Genomic DNA, 24,862 nt, shown 5'->3' on the forward strand with positions numbered 1-24,862 from the left:
CAAACCGAACTTTCAGCCACTCGATTAGAGTGAAACGCTAGAAGTAGCGCCTGGTCTTTGTTTCAAATCATCTTGAGAATCAAGGCAGCCAGTCAGGCCAACAATCATCAGGGCTACAGCCAGAACTGAAAGAACTTTTTTCATAAAATATCCTCCAAAAAAATTTAAATTATTTTTATTCGTGCGCCATAAAAGGCGCGTAATTTATACCATGCCGGTTCTAATCGCGCAATAAAAAATAGACCGGCACGACAAATGCTTCATAGTTCGTTGATATTGTCGGGCATCTCTATCGAGATTACACCGTTGTTCCATCTCGCCGTTCCGATCTCAAACCAGGGCGAAGCGAAATTTTTATGCAGCTGATCCTCGACCCACTCCGTCGGCGCATCGATTTTTTTCATCTTCAGATGGAAAACCGTCCGATCGAGCGGCAAACCGATCTTTTGTCCCCAGAATGCGGTCACCTTCATGATGAATTTTTTCAGCCGCGTCTCGTTGATCGTCGGCGTCACCGCAATATTCGCCCACATCGAATGCACCCGTCCCCAGTTCGGCGCCAGCAGTCTGCCCTGCTCGTTCACGAACGGCAGCCAGTGCTCGCGGCCTTCCGCGTCGGTATAAGTGATCCCAATGATCCGGTCGTAGCCGGCGAAATGATCGTGCAGATACAAGGCATGCGGCGCGATGCCGAGAAACAGCTGGGAAACCGAGATCAGCTCGTTGCTGCCTTTGACCATCGCCGCCAACACCGGGCTCTCGGGCTTGTTCCATTTGAAGCGGTACAAAAAACCATAGTGGATCGTGCTGTTCAGTTGCAGCAGCACGATTGCAACCAGAACTTTCGCGAGTTTCCGCGCAAAAGCCTTCGGTTTCTGACCGGCATACTCTTCGAATATTTGATGGTAGAAAGTCCGGTCCGGTAAAGGGGTCGAAATCACGCACGCTTCCGTACAAGTCACACGAGCACGGGTATCGGCGATTTGCCGGTATTTTCTTGCGGCCAGATGATAAATGCCGGGTACTTTCAGCATCAAGCCCAAGAGGGCCGGATAACGCATCTCGATCAAAATCCGGATATAGGTATCCAGCCCCGCATAAAGCCGGTTTTCCCTGTCCAGGGCATACAGGTCTTTCAGCAATTCCTCCTGGCTCAGCGCGCGCAAGGCGGAATACTGTCCGGCATATTCCTGCGCGCTTTTGAAATCGATCCGGCGGAAAATATCGAAATGGTTCAGCACCAGCACGGTCCGGTTGCAGAGCGGGCAAAGCTGGTCGTAAAACACGGTCAGCGACGGCTCGCGCGCGGTAAAAAACCGGCCGATCCGGCGCCACCAACTGAAAGGCACCAGCAGCGTGTAGAAGCTCAGCATTCCCAGCCCGAACGGATAAATGTTCAGCGACAGCGTAATCCCGAGATGCAGGCCAATACCGATGAACAGATACAGAGGGCGCAAACACCGACGATTGAAGAAAAACAAAAACGTGAACTGGAAGACGATGATCGTATAGCCGAACGCCTTGACCAGATACTCCTGATTCAGCAGGAACGACATATCCAGCGCGGAGACATAATAAGGCTGCGTCGAAGGCAGCCACGAGCCCAGGCCGTTGCGCCAGTGTTCGGCAAACAGTTTATGGATCGCCGAATCGAAATACAAAAAGCCGAGACAGATCAGGACCGGCAAATAATAAGTCAGCGACGACACCCTGGGCTCGGGATAGCTGCGGTAAGGCCGGAACGGCGTGCCGAGCTTATGCCGCAACGCATCGATCGCAAACGCGCGGTCGCCCGGCATGAACAGCAGGAAAAAATTGGCGCCGGTCATGAACATATCGAAACCGCCGTCGAAATCGCGCTGCATCGGCGTAAAATTGACGAACACGATCCAGAACAGGTAATTCGCCAGCAGCGAAAATCGGTAACGGTAGCCGATCACGACGAAAAACGCGACCAACGCCCACAGCCCCAGAAAAAACGGAATCGTCGGAAATTCGACGTCGATAAACGGAATCGGATCGAAAATTAGATGATTGAAATAAATCAGAAACAGGACTTCCTGAAGGGTAACCAGGCCGTACAAAATCCGGAACAGGCCGATGCCGGCCGCAGGAACCTGCTTGGCGTGCAGCCGATTGATCAGCGAGAGAATAAATTGAAACATGCGGTTAAATAAGGTTGATCGAAATGGGCCGCTACAATGCCAAGAATTGCACGAAACATCAAGCCCACAAAAAAAGAAAGGTTATTTAAAGCGGGCAGATTTTAGACGAGAATCACGGATAACCCAAATGTAAACCCCGTAAGGACGGAATTTTCGTCGGGCTTGGTTTTCGTAAAGGGTTGCCAAAGGCAAAGATTTACCTCCGAATGCTGCGCTTCGAAAAATCCGTTGCGGTCGAATTTGCGCGCCCGAAATTGCCGGAACCTGTTGTAAACTTAAGCACCATCGTAAACGGCACCGGCGGACGGGAATGAAGAAGATATTGATCACAGGAGCAACCGGACAGATCGGCTCGGAATTGACGCGGGTCTTGCGGCAATCATACGGCGCGGACAACGTGATTGCCGCTTCCAACCGGAAACCCTCCGCCGATTTTGCCGAACCGGGTCCTTTTTACCTGCTCGACGTGCGCGCCGGCGACCGCCTCGATCACCTCGTCGCCGAACACCGCTGCGATACGATTTTCCATCTCGCCGCCCTGTTGTCCGCGGTCGCGGAAACCCGGCCGCAGGAAGCCTGGGACATCAACATGAACGGCCTGCTCAACGTGCTCGAAACCGCCCGGAAACACCGTTGCGCGATATTTTTCCCGAGTTCGATCGGCGCTTTCGGCCCCGGCACGCCGTCGATCGACACGCCGCAGGATACTCTGCAGCGGCCGACAACGATCTACGGCATCACCAAAGTGTCCGGCGAGCTGTTGTGCGACTATTATTACCGCCACTTCGGCGTCGATACGCGCGGCCTGCGCTATCCGGGACTGATTTCGAGCGAGGCGCCGCCGGGCGGCGGTTCGACCGATTATGCGGTCGAGATTTTCTACGCCGCACTAGCCGCCCGGCATTACGATTGTTTTTTGAGCGCCGACACGCAACTCGACATGATGTACATGCCCGATGCGATCGATGCCGCGCTCAAACTGATGAACACGGCTCCCGACAAACTGCGCCACCGCAATGCGTTCAATGTGACCGCGATGAGTTTCACGCCGGCGGAACTGGCGGCCGAAATCCGGAAACGCATTCCCGATTTCACGATCGATTACCGGATCGACCCGGTTCGCCAGGCGATCGCCTCCTCCTGGCCGCGGCACATGAACGACAGCGCCGCCCGCGCCGAATGGGACTGGCAACCGCGCTTCGATCTGGCCGCGATGGTCGAGGATATGCTCCAAAAAATCGCGGTCAAACTGCAAAAGAACTAATCGGAGATCACGATGTCGCTGGCAAAAATCGAAACGCGGTTGAACGACAAAGTCCGCCAATTGCGGATGCAAGGTATCGGCAAAGGGCAAGAGAAAGTAATCACCGGCATCCGGCCTGCGGCAAACGGTTTCGGGCCGCGCTATTGGCTGGAAGGCGGCGGCGATACCGCTTATCTCAGGATGAATGCGAATGCGTATCTGGGCCTCGGGCTCGACCCGCGCGTAATCCGGAGCGAATCCGAAGCGTGCGACCGCTTCGGCACGGGGCCGGGCGCGGTTCGCTTCATCAGCGGCACGTATCAACCCCATGTCGCGCTCGAAAAAAAACTGGCCGAATTCCACGGCCGCGAAGCCGCCATGCTGTTCAGCGCGGCCTACGCGACGATGCTCGGCGTGCTGCCGCAACTGATCGAGCAGGAAACGCTGGTAGTCAGCGATGCGCTGAACCATAACTGCATCATCAACGCGATCCGCCTTGCCCAACCGGCCCGGAAAGAAGTGTTTGCGCACGGAGACCTCGACGCGCTGAACGACATTCTGTCTTCCCATCGCGGCCGATTCAAACGCGTCTGCGTGGTCACCGACGGCGTATTCAGCATGCGCGGCGACCATGCAGCGCTCGACCGGATCGAGGCGATCTGCAAACGGCATGAAAACGCTTACGAACAAGGCATCCTCACACTGGTCGACGATTCGCACGGGATTGGCGCCTTCGGCCGGACCGGCCGCGGCACCGAAGAGGTCGTCGGCGGCAGGGCCGACGTGCTGGTCGGCACGCTCGGCAAGGCATTCGGAGTGAACGGCGGCTATGTCGTCTCCAGCGCCGCCGTGATCGCCTATCTCCGCGAAAGCGCGCCGCTGTATATCTATTCCAACCCGATCACGCCCGGCGAAGCGGCAGCGGCCCTGACCGCCCTGCAAATCGTGGACAGTCCGGAAGGCATCGAATTGCTGGAAAAACTGCGCCGATTGAGCCTCGGCCTGCGGGCCGGCCTGAAACGCCTGGGCTTCGAAACCCTGCCCGGCGAACACCCGATCGTGCCGATCCTGATCCGCGACACGGCCGCCACCGCCGCGCTGGCCGAACATTTCTTCGCGCACGGAATTCTAGCCGCCGGCCTGAATTATCCGGTGGTTCCGAAAGGCGAGGAAGAAATCCGCTTGCAGATCTCCGCGCACCATACCGAAAAGGATATGGAATATCTGTTGGAGATACTGGCAAAATTCAAGTAGTTCGCTGGTTCCAGACGCGATCGCCCCATTCGTGGGATCGTCGCCTCCCATGCGTAGATACTGTTATCCACGTCAAGCGTTATGAAGAGCAGCGTTGTAGGGCGTTTTCGCGATAGCAAAACGCCAACAGCCTTCAAAGCGAGGCGGATTGCCTGGCGGCGAATCCACCCTACAAGAGCTTGAGCGCGAATACGCTGCGCCTCGGCCTTCAAATAAAGCGGCGTCACTTTCCGGCCTTTCCAGTCAACCAACGATTGCTGCAAAACCCAATCCTTGTTTTCCGAAATCTGCTCCAGCCAGTCGAGCAACGCAACATCGCGCATTTGAATGCCGTAGCCTTTCGAAGCCAGATAACCGGGATGGGTAATTTCGCCAAGAATCAGCCGGCGCACGTCGGGCGGAATGTCTTTGCGGGATTTCAAATAACCCATGTTGGACGGTTTCTTGCCGGTTCCTAAAGCGGAAATGATGTTGTCGTCTAGTAAATGCTTGAGGTACAGCCTCGGCAAATACCCGCCTAGGTTCTGGTCGTAGGTTTCTTCATCGAGAAGCCCGCGGTCGACCAGCTTCTGCCCCACATCGATGATCGTCTTCTTCGTTTTGACAGCACTGGCCCGTATGGCCTCGTTCTTGATGATCGAGGGATTCGCATACTTGTTGGTCAGGTACTCGAACACATTGGCCTGATCCTCTCCGGCGTCTTTGAAGGCGTCGTAAATACCTCTGGCCACCTCGTCGACCTTGGCCAGTTTCCCCAGCGTCAAATACCGCTTCACGAGGTAGTCGTCTTTATTGGGCAGGTCTTTAAGTGGACCCATGCCGTCCAGCGCATGAATGATGTTGTCAAGATAGTGCTTTGCCCTATTCTTCAACTCATGTCGTGATGATTCGCTGTGATCACCGAGTAATTCATCAATGGACTGATTTTCGTTCTGTGCCCGGCTGAATTTGATGCCGCTTGAACTTTTGTCCGAATCAGGCGGCTTCCGGTACTTGACAAGATCACGGTCAGTCTTTAAGCTTTTGTTCCAAGCCCTAATTTTACTTGGCTCGCTGGCGAATTGGACGCCAGACCCCAGGTAAAACTTAGGGCTTATTTTTTGGTTGACGTACAGGGGCTTGTGATGGCCGCTCTCAATATATTTGTCAACTGGCATAACGCCACGGTCTTTTGCGTAAGCCGTCAACACTAGATGGCGATTTTTGGCTTCAGTACGCCCTTTGCTTTCCGCCTGCGGTTCAAGTGCAACGATAATTGCCTTACCATCCGCCGATTTCTCTGGCGCAATAATCGTCAGATGTCCATCCGACTGGCGTTCCAAAACAAGATTAGGATTTTCTAGCCATTCTGGGATCTTCTTCCATTGTTCTGCGGTCAGCGAATGGTTGTAATGGCCGTCGTCGACGGCGTGAGCTTCATGAACATAAACAGGGAGGTCTCCAAAGCCAATCAAATCCAACACGTCGCCACGATCAAGTATTTTGATTTCACGTAGACTATTGCGATTGATGTTTTGCGGATCGGCAAACAACTCATCGATTCGCTTCTCATACGCCTCTCGGGTCGTCTGGCTGCGGCTCGCCATCCTGTCCGCTTTACCATTCTCACCGGTTTGCTTTACGTTTGAGCTTGCAACCTTTGCCCCATATCGCGACATCGCCGCCAGATCGGCCGGCGTCAGCGACTTGATAAAACCCATGTCGAGCCCGGAACGAATCAGCGCCACACGGATTGCCGCAATGAAATCCTCGATCGCCTTCCGGACCATGCCGCCCAGTGAATCAGGACGCTTGCTGTACTCCGAAACCAGATAGGCGCGATATTCCTCGGCTTGGTCGGCGGCTGGCGTCTTAGCGTCCATCACGCGCCGGTATGCGGCCTTTTCAATCGCGCTACCACGGCCGGCCGCCGCATGTTTGAAACTGCGGTCGAGCTGGTTTTCAAAGCGGTTGATTGCGGCTTTCAGTTGCGGGTCGACGGCTTCGGCCCGGTGCAGGAGTTCGTGGGCCAGGACGGACGGCAGGTTATCCTGATTGAGCATATCAGCAACCAGATACATCTGGTCGTGCCGCCCGTCATAGAGCGCCTCGACGCCGGCCAGCTTGCTATATTTCGCAGTGATGCTGATATCTTCGTCCGAGAAAATGACATAGTTGTAATTTTCGCTTTCGCCGGATCGGCTTGTGGCGTCGAGGTATTTGATTCCGCGAATGCCGGCTCTGTGCATCCTATCGGCTCTGTCCTCTTTCTCGTAAGAGCCATCACCAGGACGGACGGCAACATCTCCACCCATAACGTCATCGGGATTACGTGGCCACATACCCAAAACTTTAAGAGCCTTCTTAATCTTATCGCTCTGCTCACTCAGCGGCTTATCCCAAAGCAAATACTCGTCTTGTTCGGGGGCAAGTTCAACTTGGTATAGACGACCTTGATTGGCCAGGGCCTGTTTTGTCTCATCAGATAAGTCATAATCATCGGGGTGTTTTAATGCCGCAGAAATAGCTTGGTGTGGGTAGTCAAACCCCAGCCAATCATCATTCTGCAAGGCAATCAATAGCTCCTTCTGCGCATCACTCAGATTGGGATTTGTCAGCATTTCATCAACTGCATCACCGGGGGTCGAATACTCATCGTATGAGTCCCTCGCCAAGTCAATGAAGTCTCTGGCACTGAGCCCCTTGCGGTAATACTCAGCAATCCCTTTACTATCTGCAAAATAAAGCCCGTAGCCGAACGCCTGCGCGCCCTCACCTTTGCCGATATGTTCCAGACTGAACCGGTCAAAATCGTGTGGTGTGCCATGCCAGGCCGCATGATACAGCGCTGTGCCGCGCTCCTGTAGATAGGCCGGAAGATCTTCGACCGATTGCACTACTTTCAACTTGCCGGCATCGAGCAGCCGCTTGACGCGCTTGGGCAGCCAGGATTTAACGTCGGCGACGGTGCTGCCGCTTACCGGCCGATCGGTTTTCGACGACAAGCTTGTATTTTGGTCTGTATCCGTTATACTTGTTTCATCCGCCTTGGCCTCTGGGATTAAGAGGGTCTGTTTATCAGATGACGCGCTGGGCCCGGCGCGCTCCCAAAGCGGTTTTTTATTTTTGAACTGATCGTCTCTTCCTGGGGTTGCGTTTTTAATCTCGTAAAATTCCCCATCTTCGCTTGGCTCTAGTTGAATAGCGGCAAACTTTAATTTGCCTTTGTCTTCAACCAAAATCAAACTTCTGCTGTTTGGCTTATCGCTTTTGTGAATGCGCGTAAAATTGCGCGTAATTTCATTAATGAAATCAATAGCACTATCAAACCCAAGCGCCTTAATGTCGTCCTGATGACGAAGTTCAATATGCACCAAGCCTTCCTTTTCATCGCCATAACGTAAACGAATTTTTGCCGGCTGCCGGCCTATTGTTGTCGAAATATCTTGAGTGATCTCTCCAAAATCTAAAGAGCCGTCAGGAGATGAAACGAATGTCTTTGGATGGGTATTTTTAGTAGATCGGCTGAACTTGATCCCGCCCTTATTTTCGGCGCTGCTGACAGCATCCCCATGCAAGGGATTGCTTGGGTCTTCGGAGACCGGCGCCATCTTCTTCAACTTGTCGGCCACGGCCGCCAAATCCGCCGACGACTTGGCCTTGCTCAACGCGATCTTGATCTTCGCCATCTCGCCGACCACGTTGTCTTTCGCAAATCCCTTTAAATAGTCGTGTCCCGCAATCATCAGGTAATAGTCCGGATGCGCCGCTACATCGCGCCGAAATTCATCGGCGTCAACTGACAGGATCTGAGAGACAGGGCGGTAAGAATCAAGGAGAATCCGCTGGGGGAATGGGGCGTCAATGCCATGGATGCCGAAAGGCATATGCTGCGGGGCCATATGCTGCGCGAGCATTATCATGACGTTAAGCGGGCATTGGAATACGGAGAGCCGGTGTCGCGGGAGGTGTTGAACGACTACCCGGATTTGGCGGCCGTAGCCGACAAGTTGAAGAAGATGGCGCCGGTCTCCGAAGACCCAAGCAATCCCTTGCATAGGGACGCTGCCAGCAGCGCCGAAAATGAGGGCGGGATCAAGTTCAGCCGCGCCATCCAAGACGACCTCGCCTTTGCGCAAGAAGTGCTGAATGAGCTGGCGGAGGTTGACGAGTTCTTCCGGTTTCCAGTTAGTCCAAAGACCACGCTTGATGGCGTGATGAAAGACATTGCGCCAGACTTTGAATTTGTTGGCGAGGATACGCGGGAAGATGAACGCAGCGAGTCCGGCGCGGATCGGCGCTTTGTGTTTAAGACCGACAAAGGCAAGCCGTTTTATGTGTACGAACGTGGTGATGAAATTTGGATTGATGTCAGTCGGTTAAGTACGGGCGAGGGCGGTGCGGCGATCTATCACGCCCTGGGCAATTACGCGCATAATGCTGACAAAGTGTTTGTTGGCGACCCCGCAGGGCTGAGCGATGACGCGGTAATCCGGCGTACGGCTAATATGCTGTCACTGGCTTTACGTTTGGGTACGACCGATTTTATGGAGCCAAGCATCGAGCAAAGGCGTGGGATTCCAGAGATTGGCGTTGTGCCGTTGAAGTGGCAAGGCAGTGACGTTGACAAAACACAGTCATTGATTCAGACTTTCCTTGCTAATCTGCAAAAATCAATTTCCAGAATTATAAGGATATTCAGTATGACTTCGGAAAAAGACAGTTTGTACGATCCATTGACGGACAACCCGTGGACTGGGCCAAGTTCGATAAGTACCAAAAGGAGTATGGAGTTGGACGAGCAGCGCGAGCAGGTTCGACAACGACTCGTCGCGGCGCATTCCTCCAGTCCCTTGTATCAAGCGCGGGCGGAGAAAGATCTGGAATACTGGAACACGTTTTACGTGGGTCGCGTCAGTTAGTCAAACAAGGCGGGCTCGACCGCCTATTCTCCAAATCCCCACCCACCACCGGCAGCACCGTCGCCGACGTTAAATCCTGGCTGCCCAAGCGCGTCAAGCGGCTGCTCGATGCCGGCAAGTTGCGCGTGGAACAAGCCGCCGCCGACGTACCGCAAACCGCCGAATCGATCGATGCCGGCGGCGTCGAGGGCTTTTACGCTCCCGAAGTCGCGGGTGATGTGGGATAGCGGCGATTACATTCCGTTTTACCGGGTGATCGAGGACAACGTGAAAGGTCCGCGCGGACGGCGCGGATTGACGCACCAGACTTCCGGCATTCGGCGATTGAAAGGCGGCACGGCCAGTTTGGGCGATCCGCTTGAAAACATCGTACGCAACTTCGCCCATTTGATCGATGCCAGCCTGAAGAATAATGCCATTCGTAAGGTGGCCGACCATTTCGACGGCGCCGACATCCTGAAGGAAATCCCGCGCATTCAGAGCCGTAGGCTGGGCTGAAGGTACGAAACCCGGCTTTTCCCAACGCCGGCAATGCCGGGTTTCCGCAAAGCTCCAACCCGGCCTACACAGCTGAAACTTGAACATCGACAAACTTCGAAAGTCGACACGAAGTCGTCGCTCCCACGGTAAAGGTAACGGCATTACGCCCGTTATCCTTCTCATACCACCGTATCAGGTCAGCCAAAAGTGAACATCCTAAAAAGTGAATCCGGAAAGCGGGTTTTCCAGACAGTTTTAAATTAAGGATACCGTCGGTTCATGTTGCGCGCCGTAAAAGAACGATCCCTCTTTTTTTCTCGCCCGCTTGCCGTTCCGGAAAGGCTCGTTTAACATGCCCGCTTTAGGCAACTCTGCCTCCAACCGCTTCTGAATCTCAAGAAGGACAAGCCCTATGAAACCTTTTCATAAGCCGGGCGCACCCGGCACCACGGCGCGCAAATCCTCGAAAACTCCTCCTTTCATTCCGGCCGCGGCGCTAATGGTGCTGGTCGGCTGCGCGGCGACCAGCGTTTCGGAATTGAATGACTCCAAAGCGACGGCCGGTTACGATCCGAAAGACACCGACAAGCTGTTCGTGGTGGACTGCCTGTTGCCGGGACAGGTGCGCAAGCTTGGCGCGAAGGCGATGTATCTGACCGCGCGGCGGCCAATCCAGACCACCGCCGGCGACTGCGAAATGCGCGGCGGCGAATATGTCGCTTACGACCGCGCGAATGCGGCCACGTCGCTGAAGATCTGGCTGCCGCAGGCGCAGCAGGGCGATCCGGAAGCGATGGTGAAGGTCGGCGAAATCTACGAAAAGGGCCTCGGCGGGATGGCCGATCCGAAGCTGGCCGCCGAATGGTATTTGAAGGCGGCCGAGAAAGGCGATTCGCAGGCGCAGATCAACCTGGGCTATCTGTATGAAAAAGGCCTCGGCGTCAAACAGGACAAAGCCACCGCGTTGAACTGGTACCGCAAAGCTTCCGGGCTGGCCGGTTCCGATCTGCAGTTTTCGAGCGTGATCGAGGCCAATTATCAGCAGCAACTCAGCCAACTGCGCGAAGAATCGCAAGGCTATAAAGCGGAAGCCGAAAACCTGCGCGCCCAACTGGATGCCACCCGCCAGCAGCTTGCCGAGCAAAAACAGCAGTCGAGAACGATCGAACGGCAGCTCGACGAAACCCGCGGCCGACTGAAACAGGAAAAAGGCAAGGCCAGCCGCAACGAGGCGCTGATCCAATCGCTGCAGCAGGAAGTCGATACCAGGCAGTCAGACCTTAAAAACCAGCGGCAACAGGTTTCCCAACTGGAAAAACAGTTGAAGGAAGAAGAAAGACAAATCAAGAGCCGCCCGAAAACCCAGACGATCGCTCGCCAGGAAACGGTAGCCACACCCGATACCGAAGAGCCCGGACAGGTCGAAGAACCGCAAACCCAGGCTTCGGAAAGCCGGCTGGCCGAAATGGAAGCCCGCATGAAATCGCTCGAAACCGAGTACCAAGCCAATGCGGCGCATATCAACATGGAAGTCAGTACCATCGAGGAGAAGGCCGGACAAGCCGGCACGACGCAGGAAAAGCTGGCGGTCGAGGCGCGGCGCGGCAAATTGTCCCGCTCGAAGAGCGAACTGATCGCGCAAGGCCAGCAGATCAAGGAACTGAAAAATGCGATCGCGAATGAAAAGCGTAATCTGGCCCAGCCGTTGACGGTCGCGCAGGGAGGGCCGGCAATCGAAATCCTCGATCCGCCGGTCAAGTTGACCCGGGGCACGGCGCCGAGTTTCCGTCTGCGCTCGGCGACCAAGATCAAGGAAATTGTCGGCCGGATTTCGGCACCCGGCAGTTTGAAGAGCCTGAAGATCAATCAAATGACCGTCCAGCCCGACAAAGACGGCCTCTTCAAATCCGAAATCGCGATCGCGTCGGCCTCGACCCCGGTCAAGATCCTCGCGACCGACCGGCAAAACCGCCGCAGCCTGATCGCCTTCAATCTGCTTTCCCCAACCCAGACAGCCGCACAGACGTTCGACGAAGCGCCGGAAAGCACGATTTCAAGCACCTACCCGTCGGTCAATTTCGGCCGCTATTACGCTTTGATCATCGGCAACAACAATTATGCCAGCATGCCGACCCTGAACACCTCGGCCAACGACGCCAAAGCGCTGGATGAAGTGCTGCGCTCGCGCTACGGCTTCAAGACCAAACTGCTGGTCAACGCGAACCGGCACCAAATCATGACCGCTTTCAACGACCTGCGCCAGAGCCTGACCTCCCAGGACAATCTGCTGATTTATTACGCGGGCCACGGCGAAATCGACAAAAGCGACGAAAGCGCCTACTGGCTGCCGACCGACGCCGAACCGAACAATACCGCGAACTGGCTGTCCAGCTTCAACGTAACCAAATATCTGAACGTGATTCCGGCCAGGCATATTCTGGTTATCGCGGATTCGTGTTATTCGGGTGCCATGACGCAGGGCGCGATCGTCCGCCTGCCGAAGGACATGCCGGAAGACAAGCGCGAAAAATGGCTCAAGTTCATGATGAACCGCAAGGCCCGCACCGTCATGACATCGGGCGGCGAGGAACCGGTGCTGGATTCCGGCGGCGGCAACCACTCGGTCTTTGCCAAGGCGCTGTTGGCCGCGCTGAATTCGAACAAGGGCATGATGGTCGATTACGAGCTGTTCCGGATCGTTTCCGGTCAGGTCAAAAAATCCGCCTCGATGGTCGGCTTTCAACAGTCGCCCGAATATTCCGCCTTGCAGCATGCCGGGCACGAAGGCAGTCCCTTCTTCTTCGTACCTAAAAGTTAACTCGATTACGAGCCGTTTATGAACGACAAAAACCCCGACGATGATGCCGATGATGTGACCCGGATTGCGCCGCGACCGCCTAATCCAACGGCCGGCCAAGCAGCGGCTTCGGCAAGCGCGGCGGATACCCAGGATGCGAAGACGCGCTTGAGCGCTTCGTTCCGTACGCAGCCATCGGCCCCGGAAGACGATGCGACGGTCATTGCCGCCGTCAAAACCGGGACTCAGCCGCCGGCGCCCGCAAACCCGCCGAATGAAGATGCCGAGACGATCGTCGTGAGTCCGGCGCCCGCTACGCCCACGCCCGCCACTTGGCGCACCGCGGCGATGGCCAAGACGCTGAGTTTTTCCACCGGTTCGCCCTCGGCGCCGCTGACCATCGGCTCGGTGATCAAGGACCGTTTTGTGATTAAGGAAATCATCGGCTGCGGCGGCATGGGCACGGTATTTCGGGCCACCGATTTACGCCGGGAGGAAGCGCAGGACGAATCCCCGGATGTCGCCATCAAGGTATTGAACGAAGAATTCCGCCAGGACCCGGAGCTGTTTATCGCGCTGCAGCGGGAAACCAAAAAAACCCAGCAACTGGCGCATCCCAACATCGTGACAGTCTACGATTTCGACCGGGACGGCAGCAATGTCTTCATGGTGATGCAGATTCTGGAAGGCCAGTCGCTGCGCCAATACATTCGCGAACAGGCGCCGGATGGCCTGCCCTTCAAGCAAGCCTGGCCGATCATCAAAGGGCTGGCCCTGGCCTTGGCTTACGCGCACAAACACAATATCGTCCATTCCGACTTCAAACCCGGCAACGTCTTCATCACGACCGGCGGCGACGTCAAAGTGCTCGATTTCGGCATCGCCTGCGCGGCGGCCCGTTCGGACCACGACAAGACCGTTTTCAACGCCCGCGACCTGGGCGCGCTGACCCCCGAATACGCCAGCCTCGAAATGTTCGAAAATCAGCCGCCGGACCCGCGCGACGATATTTATGCACTGGGCTGCGTCGCTTACGAACTGCTGACCGGCAAGCATCCGTTCGGCAAAATCGAGGCGCCGAAAGCCTACGCGGTCAATTTGCAGCCGCCGGCCATCCCAGGCCTGAAGCGGCGGCAATGGAATGCGCTGACGCATGCGCTCGCGTTTAAAAAAGCGCAGCGCACGCCCTCTATTCCTCAATTCATCAGCGAATTCGAACCGCGATCGAGGATCACCTGGATTTTATCGGCAATCACCGTGCTGGCGCTATTGAGCGCCTCGGGCGCTTACGTCTATCTCTACTACAATGTCGATCCCCTGGCCGACAAGGTCATCGCGTTGACGCCCGAACAGGAACTCAAAATCAAGGACCTGCTGGAACTCGCACAGATTCACTACGATGTCGGCTTCATCACCGCCCCTTCCGGCAGCAATGCGCTCTGGGCCTATCGGCAGGTACTCGAAATCGATCCATACAACAAAGCCGCCAAAGCAGGACTCGAAAAAATCGCCAACCTGTGCGAGCAACAGGCGGAAGAATTGTTCGCCCAAAACAGCATCACCGAAAGCATGGCCAAGATCGAAGAAGGGCTGGAAGCGGTGCCGAAACACGACGGCCTGCTGGCGTTGAAAAAGCAGATTCTGGAATTGGAAGGCCAACAATAAAAGCGCCTCGCGCAACCTTGAAGTCCATACCGCGACGCGCCCTATTGCTTGGTTGCCTGACGCTGTGGCTGGCCGGTTGCGCGACTCCCGAAATCCGCCTGGACCGGGAAGCCGAACGACTGCATTTGATTCGGACCGTGGTCAAGGGCAGCGATTTTGTACATGTCGCCTATCTGAGTCGAACGCAGAACCAAACCGGCGAACTGCACGTCTACCTGGACGGCGACGGCTCGCCCTGGCTGCATCACCGCTGGATTTCGGACAATCCGACCCCGCGCAATCCGCTCGTGCTCAGGCTGATGGCGCAAGACCCGATGCCCTCGGTTTATCTGGGCCGTCCGTGTTATCACGGCTACGGCGCGAAACCGCCCTGCTCCGCGGATCTCTGGACCGGTCGGCGTTATTCCAAAACCGTCGTCGAATCGATGACGGCCGCCTTCCGGCAAATCCACCGGTCATTGCATCCGCGCAGAACGGTATTGATCGGCTTCAGCGGCGGCGGCGCCCTGGCGATGCTGATGGCGGAACAACTGAATATTGTGAACGGCATCGTCACGATCGCGGGCAATCTGGACCCTGACGCCTGGGCCAAGCATCACCATTATTCGCCGCTGACCGGTTCGGAAAATCCTGCCAGGCGGCCACCCTTGCCCAAAAACATCTTCCAACTGCACTTGGCCGGCGAAAAAGACACGAATATCCCGCCGGATTTGATTCATCCGGCCGTACGGCGCCAGCCTTCGGCAAAATGGGTCGTCATCCCCGAAGCGGATCATGACTGCTGTTGGGAGAATCGATGGCATGCGATCCTGGACATGATCGCAACGCGTCCGGACCCGCCCGGCCCGGAATAATTCAGCCCTGCGAACCTGAACAGGTCCCGCCCGTTTCTAAACCGGCTTTGGTGTTTCCTTCAATAGCAGCGGCGGAGCGAATTTGAAACCGAAATATTTCGGATCTTCCCCGATCACCGCGGCCGAAAAGATATAGAAGACATAGTCGTAGGTTTCTTTCGGAATCTGGTATTGGCGGATGAATTTCCAGAAATTCCGGTCGCGCGGATTGTCGGGCATCTTTCTGATCATTTCCTTGACCCGATTTTGCCCGTAATTGTAACTGGCGATCACTAACAGGCCCGACGCCTGCGCCTCGGTCCCGTAGATCAGCTTTAAATATTTCGCTCCGGCCCGGGTCGCGCGGTCGAAATCGAAGCGCTGATCCTGCTCGTCGTATTCCCGGGTCGCGGCCAGCGGGCCGGATTTCAGCCCGAAATCCTCACCGGTCGACGCCAGCAGCTGCCACGCGCCTTTCGCGATCCCGAAGCGGGTTTCCGGGCCGACCGCCATCCTGTCGTAGCCGCTTTCCTGCAACGGCAGATAAATGAAATGCGGCGGCAAGCCTTCCTTTTCCAGAGCCGCCAGGATCATCGGGGCATAACCGTTGCCCTCCAGCGCTGCCATCGCCTGCCCAATGCGCGGCGTGGATTGCCAGTACTTGATATAACGCTTGACTTCTTCGACGAAATCCTCGGGCAGCTCCAGTTCGCTTTCGCCGAACTCCCGGGCAACCCTGACGATCAGTTCTTCTTCGTAACGCGCCGGGCTTAGAAAACGGATACGCAGGGATTCCGCTTCCTTCACGTACTCCTGGTACTTGACCTTCATCCGTTGCAGCCGTTTGCGCTCCTCCGCCAGCCGCAGGCTCTCCGCGGCGACTTTTGCCTGTTCGGCCTTGATGCGTTCCTGCTCGGCCTTCAACTTTTCCTGCGCGACTGTCTTGACCGTCTGTTCGAGCACTTCCGCGCTGGATTCGATCGTGATCTCGGCACGCGACAGGCTGACTTCGAGCGTTTTGATATCGTAAAACAAATCGATCGCCAGGGCGCGGGCATTGGACAGCGCGATCCTTTGATACACCGCCATGCCGCCGGCAACCAGAAACAGCACGGCCAGAACCGTGATCCATTTATTGTATTTTTTGCTTCGGATCACTCGGTCTTCGCGAATCAGCGTCCGCACCATCCGGGTGTATTCGCCGGCATCCTCGGCCTCCTCCTGGGACATCAGCCGATTCCTGACCGCCTCTTTGGATAGATGGTGTTTTTCCGCGGCTTGTTGCGTCAGTGTGACCGAAGAAGGAGCCGGCGGCGTCGGAGCTTTGTTCGGGCTCGGTCCTTTGGCCGGCTCCCGCCCGGCCGCCTGAATTTGCAGAAAAATCTCTGCATTGCCCACCCGCACCCGAGTCGGCAGCGCCAATCGGGCTTTTTGCTCCATCCGTTCGTCACCGATAAAAACTCCATTCGCGCTATTCAGATCGACAAGCCACCATCCGCCCTGTTCCTGTTTCACTTCGAGGTGGTGGCGGCTTATGTCTCCGCTCTCCAGCACGACCGAGTTGTCATGCGCGCGCCCGGCGGTAAATCCCTCGGCAAAATGATAGTCTTTCAGCGTTCTGCCGGTGCTGTCCTGGACAAAGACCCGCAAACCGGAGCGGAATATCACGGTCCGGTCGGCGTCCTGCACGGCGGGCGGAGAGAGGGACGGCTTGAAAACGGTTTTATCGTCCTGCATCGGATTGGCTGGCCGGGCCGGAGTAAGGAAACTTGGTGAAGGCGTTCAACGAAAATATTCGCCGGCGGAGGACAGGCATCATTTTGAAAATATCACTTCGATTGGACGGACCGAGTCCTCAACCGGTCCAGAAGCCACGCAAGGCCGCAGGCGGATCGGCAAGCGACTGAAACCTTGCCAGACGCGCGGCATTGCCGTTGCGGTGGCTCAGGAAGGGCATGATTCCGAGGCCAAGAATTTTTTCCGCTGCCCGATCGGTCAAATGCGTTTCCGCGCACGGCAACAGCGTTGAACCGCCGTCCTGTTTTAAAATGTACGCCGGCAGATCGTGGATTTGCAAGTCATCCCCAGGCCGCATCGCATCGCCGCGCCCAAGATAGGAACGACCCAACAGCAATGCGCAAAAAAAAGCCGGGTTACCCCATAAAAAGTCCGCATGGGGGTAAGGTTGTGCAGTCTCCTCAAACGCAAAAGATTCGACCGGATCGGAATCGCCCCCGTACGGCAAGCGCAGCAGAATTCGGGGCAACGCCAAGCCAAGCCACGGAGCGATCGGCGTCTGCCGCAACGCCGCCCAACGTTTTTCCGCCTCCGGACTCATCTCGCTCCAGTCGTGAGGATCAGGCGATTCGGCCAGGACGCGGCACCCCAAAAGTCCGGAATCGGCCGCAGCGATAAAGGGGCCGCCGGCCTGAGATGACACCAAGCCGCACGCCGCCAGCAAAGCGACGTCTTCAGGATCGCTGCCGAAGGTATAATTTCCGATTATCGCGGACCAGGATTCCCCGCCGAACGAACCGGCGTTTTGCCCTGCCAGCAGGCGATACAAAGCGGAGCGGCTCAGGTTTTCCCTCGCAGCGCTTATCTCTTCGAACAATTCATCCTTGCCGACATCCAGCAGATGCAACGAAAGATGCTCCCCGGTTTCGAGATTCGAAACCAATATCCACATCGCTCTCCAAGCCGCTTCGAGCGCCTGAAAATCCGGCCGATGCAATAACTCCCGCATTTTCACGCTCAACGCCTCGTCCGCCGCTTTGAGGTAAACGGCTTTGAAAGGCCCGGGGTCGGGCACGATATACTGAGCCACGATCTGCTCGATATACCGGGCCGTAACCGATGCGCCTGGATTCTTACGGGAACCTTCAGGATGCACGGCGCGCCCTCCGATCAGGCGATCAAAGGTCGCCTGATCGTCTTCGGGTGGGGACGGTTCCCCGTCGGTTACCGGAGGCGCCGCAACTTGCATCAGGCCGCGCAACATTTCCGCCGCCTGCGCAAATGTCGCGTCGTCGTTCAGCCGCTTCCTGACGCGGGCAAGCTCCTGGAATATTTCGAGATTTCGGAACAGCGTATCGGGATGGAAGTCGTCCATCTGCCGAAACGCGAGTTCCACGTCGGCATCGAGATGCAGGCGAGGCGCGATCCGCGCCATCACCGCATCGAAATTATCGATGTCCACCTGATGAATGACGCGCTCGCCAAAACCTTGCCGCTTCGCTTCCCGTCGCATACCGGCCCCGCTGAAGTCGCCCAGGATCAGGATACGCATCGGCCAGTCCTAAAATTCGCTGCACACGCCGAGATTAATCGAGTGCTCGGACAGGTTTTCGCGTCCCACCATCGCTTCGTAAAACAGGAACGCAGAGAGCCCGTGCGTGAACGTCGCCGACATGCCGGCGCCCAGGTTCGCATAGTTGCGGTCCGGGTTGTCGCTGACGACGGTAAAGACGTTCTGCGCGGGATCATTGTTGAACTGCCAGTTGACCAGTCGTACTCAAAGCCCAACTCCCGCTTCGTCGCATCCTTGTCGCCGGCATCGAAGTTGCCGTTCATGAACACGCCGAGCCTGTCGAGCGAGCTGTCCTTGTCGCCGCCGGCACCGCCGCTGGACTGGCCGGGGAGGCCTGCAGACGCCAGCAGGTTGGGACCGCTCACCCCGCTGACGATGAAGCCGCCCCAGTCGCTGTGGCGCAGCAGCATCAGCCGGTTCTTGACGTTGCGGAACTGCTGGTTGGCAACCGAGATCGCCAGCGTCGACTGCGCCAGCGCTTGATAGGGAGTCAATTGCGCAAGGGCCTCGAAATTAGTTGATTCGTTAGGCCCGCCAAAAAGGGCATTGGCACAGGTACTGGAAAGATCCAGCTCTGCCAAAGTCGGAAAAAATCGGGCCGCTGAAACTTCGGATTGTGAATTCTGATTAAAATATATGCTGCAGGGATTCGCGAAAGCCGACTCGATACTTCCCAGCGGGACCTCGGCCGTCAAAACCGCATGCGCGGCATAACGAAGCAATCTGGGTGCACGGCAATCCGGTAATTGGCCTGAGGCTGAATTTTTATGAAGATTTAGGGTTGGCGTCATGTTACTCACACTCTGTAATTGAAAATTGCCCATGACTGAAAATTTTATTGCAGGATCCGTCGGCGGTTGGCACGGTTTAAAAAGAAGTACGGGAACGGCAGGTAAAAAATCCGTATCAAACCCAGCGTCCGCCCCCATCCCTCCGTCAAAACCGGCGTCCGTCAAACATTTCAATTAGGTTTTCTTGCCGAATTCAAGCTTTATTAAAACCGTAAAGCTCTTTAAATTCACATACATTAAACCCTTTCTTAAAGAGTTTTTCAAAGTTTTTCGCAGGCGACCGAGACGATGACTACCGAAATATTATCCCTGCCCCCTCTCATTTCCGCTTCGCGAACCAGATTCCGAACAATCTCTTCCGGGGACCCTGCCATGCAATAAGCGATGATATCCGCATCCGCGAGTTCCTTGATCAACCCGTCGCTGCACAAAATAAACAAATCCCGATCGGCAATTTCTCCTTCCCCAGCGTCGAGCTCCAGCAGCTCATCCGCCCCGACCGCACGCGTAATCACATTTTCATGGACCGGAACGGCTGAAGCCTCGGAGGCGCCAAGCCCGCCGTCCGCTATTGGCGGTGATAAGGAGTGATCCTGGGTCAATTGCTCGAGAATCCCTTGCCGGTAACGATACAAACGGCTGTCGCCCGCCCAAAGGTAACGGAAGTGCTTGCCGGATATCAGCAACACTACGATCGTACTGCCGATAATCTGGCCATGGCCCCGACTTTCGGCCATACGCAGCAGTTCGCGATTGACCGACTGCAGGCATGCCTCGACCCGTTCCTGATAGCGGTCAATGCCATCTTGGCCGGAAATCTTCGCCAGGGCCGCTACCGCGGTTTTGCTCGCAACATCCCCCGCGCTGTGCCCGCCCATCCCATCGGCCACCGCCCACATCCCGGCCTCGCACCTCTCCAGGATCGCGTCTTCATTGAGCTTACGCCGCATCCCGACCACGCTCAACCCGGCGCTCTCCGTCACCCATTTTGCGCCCGAGCGTCGTAACGGGGCACGCGTCTCCCGGCCGCGCGTAATCTCTCCGTGCTCCCAAACCGGATCGCCCGCGGCCGGTCCGGTTGAAGAAGCTTCGGCCTCGATCGCTGGTTGCGAAACCTTGGTGTCCGTTACCGGCAAACTCCCGGCCAAGCTAAGATTCGACAAGTTCCATTGGCGATTCGGCCATACGCCATTCAGAAACCCGACAAAAGCATCGACCGGCGGCATCCCGTCGCAGAGCAAAAAGGAAGTCTCTGAAGCTTCAAGCGCGGTCGAGCGCCAGTAGCTGCAACGTTCCAAAAAACGTGCGCCCAACCGGCTCCCAATCTGGCGCAAGGCCCGGGGCGTATCCGCGGCCGTATCGAGCCGGAAATGAAAAGCCTGTCGAGCCGAAGCGGTATCAAGCCGCTCCTGGCCATAGCGAATCGGCTGCACCGAAACGAATTCGCGAAGATGCAGGCGCTCTAACCTGCCATCAAAACTGTCCAGGTCGAAATCATAATCGAGCGAAAACAGCGCCAGTTGGGACAACGCCTCGAACCAGCTGCAATCGGGCTCGAACAGATCGGTCAACGGCCAGTTATTGACTTTCGCGGCCAGCGTCAGCGGAAAATACCGCCCTACCCTGTCGACGCTCGGCATCATGACCCCGGCCCAGGCATCGTTCCCGCACAGACCCGCCGGCAGGGCGAACTGCCAGATCGGACTAATTAGAAAGGTATCCAGCCAGGCCGGACCCAATTGCTCGCGGCTGGCGGTCAAACCCGCCTGCAGCCATTGGTCCCAGGGTTCGATAAACTGGCGCGGCAAACGCCGGGATAAAAAGTCGCCGTGGCTCGGGATCTTGCCGTAAAAGCCCGGCGCGGATTGCGGCTGAATCACAAACCTTCCGGACAACGGAAACTTTGCAGTTCCCGCAGATTGAATGGGTTCGTCACGCTGGCCGCGCGCAGCTCATAGCGCGCGCTCATACCGTCCAGTTGAAACGTCAGATTGAATTTTTCCGGCGCCGAAGTCGGTTCGATCGTCGCTTCGTCGAGCAACCGGAAAAAAGCCCAGGTGCCTTCCTTACTGCGGCTGGCCTGACGCCCGTCGAGACTTTCGAAGACGATCCGCACACCCTGGCTGGGAGTCGGCCCAGGCCACTTCAGACTGGTGGCCTGTTCCGGACCGTGCCGATAAACCGCCTCTTGGCCTTCGATTTGCAGGCGGAAGGTCCCGACATTCGTATCGAGCCCCTGCGGTTTCAGCTCGAATTGCACCTGAGGCGAAGGCCCGGCGGCGAAAAAGGCATCCCGGATCTTGGCCGCCAGCTGAAACCGACGGATTGACTCCTGCGACAAACCTAACGGCTTTTCGGCCACCATTTCAGACCAGACGGGCCTGCTGGTGTCGACAAAGGGTTTTAGATTCGCCTGGAAAAACTGGTCCATCAGCCCGGAAGGCGCAAAGATTTTCGAAAAATCGGCCAGCAGGACGTCCTGATTCGTTTTCACATTGAACGGATAACGTCCCGTTAAAGCCGCTTTACAGGGCGAGGCGACGGCCGTTTTGACCATTTCGCTCAGCTGGCCCTTGGCTGCCGAAGACAGTTTTTGCCCACCGCTGTTCACGACGATTTGCAGCCAGCCTTTCAACGGTTCGGGCAGGCGGGCAAATTCGAGCTGCGCCTGTTTCAGCACGTCCGTGCCGGCGCCGCTAAACAGGCTCGCCTGATTCTGCAAGGCCTGGCCGCCGGTATTGGCGCTGCTCAATTGCAGAAAGTAATCGCGCAGGCTTTTCAATTGCTGCAATACCGAATCCAGCGCTACCGGTTTATCCGGCCCGCCGCGCACCAGATTGTTCAAAGGCTCGAACTGCGCCTCCGCCGCAAGGGCCGGATCGGGCCCGGCATCGACGCCGGCCGCGTTTTTGGCCAAAGCGAGCAATTGCGAGGTCTTCGTATCCGGCGACTTCAATGCGCTACCGACCGCTTTCGCCATCGAGTCGCTGGCCTGTTTGCTTAACTGACTGAATGCCGTATTCGCCTCGATGCCGTCCAGCAATTTGCGCAAAGGACCGTCGGGCCTGGACAGAATGTCGAGCATCTGGGCGGTCTGGCTCGTCGTCAACGCGGGTTGAAGCTTCAGCTTGGCGATCAGGTCCGACCAGACCGTTTTATATTCGTTGACGTACAGCTTCTTCAATTCGGCATGCAGTTTTTCGACTTCCGCGATTTCCAGTCTGGCCTGACTGCCCAGCACCCAGTTCTGCTCGACCGCATCCTTCACGAAATCGCGGCTTTTGGTCAAAAACAGCTCTTTATAGCCGTAACCGGTGAACACCGCCGGGATCGCATAAGACGAAAAATCCTTGCCGTCCGATAGGGTGAAAACTCGCGCGCCATCCACACCGAGGGCCTTGCCTAATTGGAAATCATGCGCCTGGTCGAGCGATGTCTCCGACTTGAAGCGTGAATAAATCTGGCCGATCAGCGGCACCTGCGTCAGCTTGCCTCTAACCGAGTTCACGAAAGCCTGATCGATCTGCACCGGGTCGAGCTGCAGTTTGAGCAGGTTATCCAGATACCCGGCCAATTGGGCAACGGCTTCGGGATCGCCGGCGTATTGCAGGTCCCAGTCCGCGCGCACCCAGGCCATCGCAGTTTCCGGCACCAGCCGGTCAGTCTGGTTGAACATCAGGTAAACCTTCAGCAGCTCATACAGCACGTCGAGTTTATTGCCTTCAGCCCCCTGCATCCGCTCTTTCAAACGCAGCATGATCGAAGGCAGAAAATACTCGCGCAGCATTGCCTCATAGGCATGGCCTGCGGCCGCCTCGATCTTGTCGCCCTGCGACAGGCCGTATCCGGTCCATAGCCCGGCCTCTTTGTATACATTCCGCGCCGTCTGCAAAATATTCAGACGCGGCAACAATACCCGAAAATTATCCTGGGTACTGCTTGCGGACATTTTGATCGTGCGGTATTGCTCAATCTGTTCTTCGATCTGTTCCAACGCGGCCCGATTGTTGAAATAGCTGACCGTCCAGAGCGAAATCACGGCCAAAAAAACGAGCCCGGCGCCGGCATAGGCGCTCAGCTGCAGTAAGCGCGTCCGTTTTTCCAGTTTCGGATCCTGACCGGCCAGTTCCGCTTCGGGAAACAACACATCCTTCAGCAGGCGCGTCAGAAAGAAACTCTTTCCCTGGCCGCTGTACATCGGGACAGCCTGCCGGTCCAGGTGAAAAGCGCCGGCCAGGATGCCCAGCATCCGGTCGATCGGCGTGCCTTCCTGGGTACCGCTGGTGAAATAACAGCCGCGCAGGAGTACCGGCTGCTCATACCGGTTTGCCGCGAAAGTTGCCTGTAAAAAATCCAGCAGCGCGGGTTTCAGCAATGTCATTTGCTGCGGGAAATCCAGAATCGCGCCACGCCGGCGCACATCGCGCTCGTCCTGAATCCGTCCGATCGTCAGATTCTGCAGGCGCTGCAGCAATTCGTCATAGGAATCCGCGAAACGCGCAGGTAAATCCTGATCGCCGGTCAGGGTGTCGGCCGAAAAGGTTTCTCCCCAAACCTGGGCGCGCTGCTCGGGAGTCAGATCGGCGAAAAAATCGTTGAAGCCAGCCACCAGATCGGCCTTGGTAAACATCATATAGACCGGCAGCCGTACGCCGAGATGCTGATAAAGCTCATGAATCCGCGCACGCACGGCCTTCGCATGCAGCAGGCGCTCCTGCTCGGACTGCTGCAGCAGATCGGAAAGGCTGGTCGCCACGATCACGCCATTTAACGGCCGACGCGGACGGTATTTTTTGATCAGCGCCAAAAATCCGGCCCATCCGGCCGCATCGACGGCCTTGTGGCTTTCCTGAGCCGTATAACGGCCGGCCGTATCCAGAAAAACCGCATTATCGGCAAACCACCAATCGCAATTGCGCGTCCCGCTGACTCCTTGGATCGCATGTTTGCCGAGCTTTTCGGCGAGCGGAAAATGCAGGCCGGAATTGATCAGTGCAGTCGTTTTGCCGGAGCCGGGCGGTCCGATGATCGCATACCACGGTAATTGATAAACAAACTGGCCAGAGGATTTACTGCCTGTGCGCGATTTTTTCAATACCGCAAACGCGTCCTCGAAGCCTTTACGCAACATATCGACTTCATCGGCCGACGCTGCCGCCACATGATCACTGTCGCCGGTGACCAATTGCTCGACCAGTTTTTTCTCGGTGCTGCCGGCACGAAGCTGCATGACCAGCCGAAAAATCACCCAAATCACGAACAAAGCGATAATTACCAGTATCCTCGCCGGCGCCGACTCCAGCGGCACGCTGCCGGCGATCGCGATCAGCGGCCCCGCGAACCATACCAGGCAGCTGAGCGCCGCCAGCCCTAGAAACTGAATCACCCATTTATTGGTAAAAAATGCCTTGAGCTTTCCCATT

The 24,862-nt window shown here is 56.5% G+C and carries 13 protein-coding genes and 2 pseudogenes; 8 read left to right on the plus strand and 7 right to left on the minus strand.

Annotated elements, in window-relative coordinates:
- Positions 1 to 260: 260 nt before the first annotated feature.
- Positions 261 to 2,165 (minus strand): DCC1-like thiol-disulfide oxidoreductase family protein, encoded by a 1,905-nt coding sequence (locus tag CC94_RS0102180; RefSeq protein WP_005373551.1) that lies wholly within the window; start codon positions 2,163 to 2,165, stop codon positions 261 to 263.
- A gap of 310 nt (positions 2,166 to 2,475) precedes the next feature.
- Here CC94_RS0102180 and CC94_RS0102190 point away from each other — a divergent pair, with 310 nt between their 5' ends.
- Together CC94_RS0102190 and CC94_RS0102195 are read left to right on the plus strand one after the other, a co-directional pair.
- On the plus strand, positions 2,476 to 3,429 hold the full coding sequence (locus CC94_RS0102190) for an NAD-dependent epimerase/dehydratase family protein (RefSeq protein ID WP_005373552.1): 954 nt from the start codon (positions 2,476 to 2,478) through the stop codon (positions 3,427 to 3,429).
- Between the two features lie 12 nt (positions 3,430 to 3,441).
- Entirely contained in the window at positions 3,442 to 4,662 is a 1,221-nt protein-coding gene (locus CC94_RS0102195) for an aminotransferase class I/II-fold pyridoxal phosphate-dependent enzyme (RefSeq protein WP_005373554.1), read from the plus strand.
- On the opposite strand, the gene CC94_RS23530 is transcribed toward CC94_RS0102195, so the two are convergent.
- Positions 4,554 to 8,558: a MuF-C-terminal domain-containing protein gene (locus CC94_RS23530; protein ID WP_169740939.1), complete on the minus strand. Its 4,005-nt coding sequence runs from the start codon at positions 8,556 to 8,558 to the stop codon at positions 4,554 to 4,556. The two genes, CC94_RS0102195 and CC94_RS23530, sit on opposite strands and share 109 nt — an antisense overlap.
- Positions 8,559 to 8,660: 102 nt before the next feature.
- On the opposite strand from CC94_RS23530, the pseudogene CC94_RS25400 reads away from it, so the two are divergent.
- The 6 genes and pseudogenes from CC94_RS25400 to CC94_RS0102245 form a co-directional block, all read left to right on the plus strand.
- Positions 8,661 to 9,281: pseudogene (locus tag CC94_RS25400) on the plus strand (hypothetical protein); the annotation flags it as partial.
- Positions 9,282 to 9,376: 95 nt separating this feature from the next.
- Positions 9,377 to 9,445 (plus strand): annotated as a pseudogene (locus tag CC94_RS25405) (hypothetical protein); the annotation flags it as partial.
- Between the two features lie 334 nt (positions 9,446 to 9,779).
- Positions 9,780 to 10,061, plus strand: a complete 282-nt coding sequence (locus CC94_RS0102230) for a hypothetical protein (RefSeq protein ID WP_031429647.1) — start codon at positions 9,780 to 9,782, stop codon at positions 10,059 to 10,061.
- A 394-nt stretch (positions 10,062 to 10,455) separates the two neighbouring features.
- A complete protein-coding gene (locus CC94_RS0102235) occupies positions 10,456 to 12,861 on the plus strand; it encodes a caspase family protein (protein ID WP_005373558.1) in 2,406 nt (801 codons plus the stop codon).
- A gap of 18 nt (positions 12,862 to 12,879) precedes the next feature.
- Positions 12,880 to 14,505 carry a serine/threonine-protein kinase gene (locus CC94_RS21115; protein ID WP_005373559.1) on the plus strand — a complete coding sequence of 542 codons (1,626 nt, stop codon included), beginning with the start codon at positions 12,880 to 12,882 and terminating at the stop codon, positions 14,503 to 14,505.
- A 17-nt stretch (positions 14,506 to 14,522) separates the two neighbouring features.
- The gene (locus CC94_RS0102245; protein WP_005373560.1) at positions 14,523 to 15,359 is read left to right on the plus strand and encodes an alpha/beta fold hydrolase; all 837 of its coding nucleotides are present in this window, start codon (positions 14,523 to 14,525) and stop codon (positions 15,357 to 15,359) included.
- Positions 15,360 to 15,395: 36 nt separating this feature from the next.
- Here the strand turns inward: CC94_RS0102245 and CC94_RS0102250 are convergent, their stop codons facing one another.
- The 5 genes from CC94_RS0102250 to tssM all read right to left on the minus strand — a co-directional run bounded on the left by CC94_RS0102250 (position 15,396) and on the right by tssM (position 24,861).
- Positions 15,396 to 17,075: an FHA domain-containing protein gene (locus tag CC94_RS0102250; protein WP_005373561.1), complete on the minus strand. Its 1,680-nt coding sequence runs from the start codon at positions 17,073 to 17,075 to the stop codon at positions 15,396 to 15,398.
- A gap of 118 nt (positions 17,076 to 17,193) precedes the next feature.
- Positions 17,194 to 18,627: a type VI secretion system contractile sheath domain-containing protein gene (locus CC94_RS0102255; protein ID WP_005373563.1), complete on the minus strand. Its 1,434-nt coding sequence runs from the start codon at positions 18,625 to 18,627 to the stop codon at positions 17,194 to 17,196.
- Positions 18,615 to 19,472, minus strand: a complete 858-nt coding sequence (locus tag CC94_RS25195) for a hypothetical protein (protein WP_342633113.1) — start codon at positions 19,470 to 19,472, stop codon at positions 18,615 to 18,617. The genes CC94_RS0102255 and CC94_RS25195 overlap by 13 nt, the downstream gene beginning before the upstream one ends.
- Before the next feature lie 227 nt (positions 19,473 to 19,699).
- A complete protein-coding gene (gene tagF, locus CC94_RS22125) occupies positions 19,700 to 21,319 on the minus strand; it encodes a type VI secretion system-associated protein TagF (protein WP_005373568.1) in 1,620 nt (539 codons plus the stop codon).
- Entirely contained in the window at positions 21,316 to 24,861 is a 3,546-nt protein-coding gene (gene tssM / locus CC94_RS0102275) for a type VI secretion system membrane subunit TssM (RefSeq protein ID WP_005373569.1), read from the minus strand. Before tssM ends, tagF begins: the two co-directional genes overlap by 4 nt.
- Between the last annotated feature and the right edge of the window lies 1 nt (position 24,862).

The sequence above is a fragment of the Methylomicrobium agile genome, assembly GCF_000733855.1.
In the GTDB taxonomy this organism is placed as follows: Bacteria; Pseudomonadota; Gammaproteobacteria; order Methylococcales; family Methylomonadaceae; genus Methylomicrobium; species Methylomicrobium agile.

Bases quoted from the DNA above. Each gene is read 5' to 3' on its own strand.
- CC94_RS0102180 (WP_005373551.1), bottom strand. From the start codon at position 2,165: ATGTTTCAATTTATTCTCTCGCTGATCAATCGGCTGCACGCCAAGCAG.
- CC94_RS0102190 (WP_005373552.1), top strand. From the start codon at position 2,476: ATGAAGAAGATATTGATCACAGGAGCAACCGGACAGATCGGCTCGGAA.
- CC94_RS0102195 (WP_005373554.1), top strand. From the start codon at position 3,442: ATGTCGCTGGCAAAAATCGAAACGCGGTTGAACGACAAAGTCCGCCAA.
- CC94_RS23530 (WP_169740939.1), bottom strand. From the start codon at position 8,558: ATGCTCGCGCAGCATATGGCCCCGCAGCATATGCCTTTCGGCATCCAT.
- CC94_RS0102230 (WP_031429647.1), top strand. From the start codon at position 9,780: ATGTGGGATAGCGGCGATTACATTCCGTTTTACCGGGTGATCGAGGAC.
- CC94_RS0102235 (WP_005373558.1), top strand. From the start codon at position 10,456: ATGAAACCTTTTCATAAGCCGGGCGCACCCGGCACCACGGCGCGCAAA.
- CC94_RS21115 (WP_005373559.1), top strand. From the start codon at position 12,880: ATGAACGACAAAAACCCCGACGATGATGCCGATGATGTGACCCGGATT.
- CC94_RS0102250 (WP_005373561.1), bottom strand. From the start codon at position 17,075: ATGCAGGACGATAAAACCGTTTTCAAGCCGTCCCTCTCTCCGCCCGCC.
- CC94_RS0102255 (WP_005373563.1), bottom strand. From the start codon at position 18,627: ATGCGTATCCTGATCCTGGGCGACTTCAGCGGGGCCGGTATGCGACGG.
- CC94_RS25195 (WP_342633113.1), bottom strand. From the start codon at position 19,472: ATGGGCAATTTTCAATTACAGAGTGTGAGTAACATGACGCCAACCCTA.
- tssM (WP_005373569.1), bottom strand. From the start codon at position 24,861: ATGGGAAAGCTCAAGGCATTTTTTACCAATAAATGGGTGATTCAGTTT.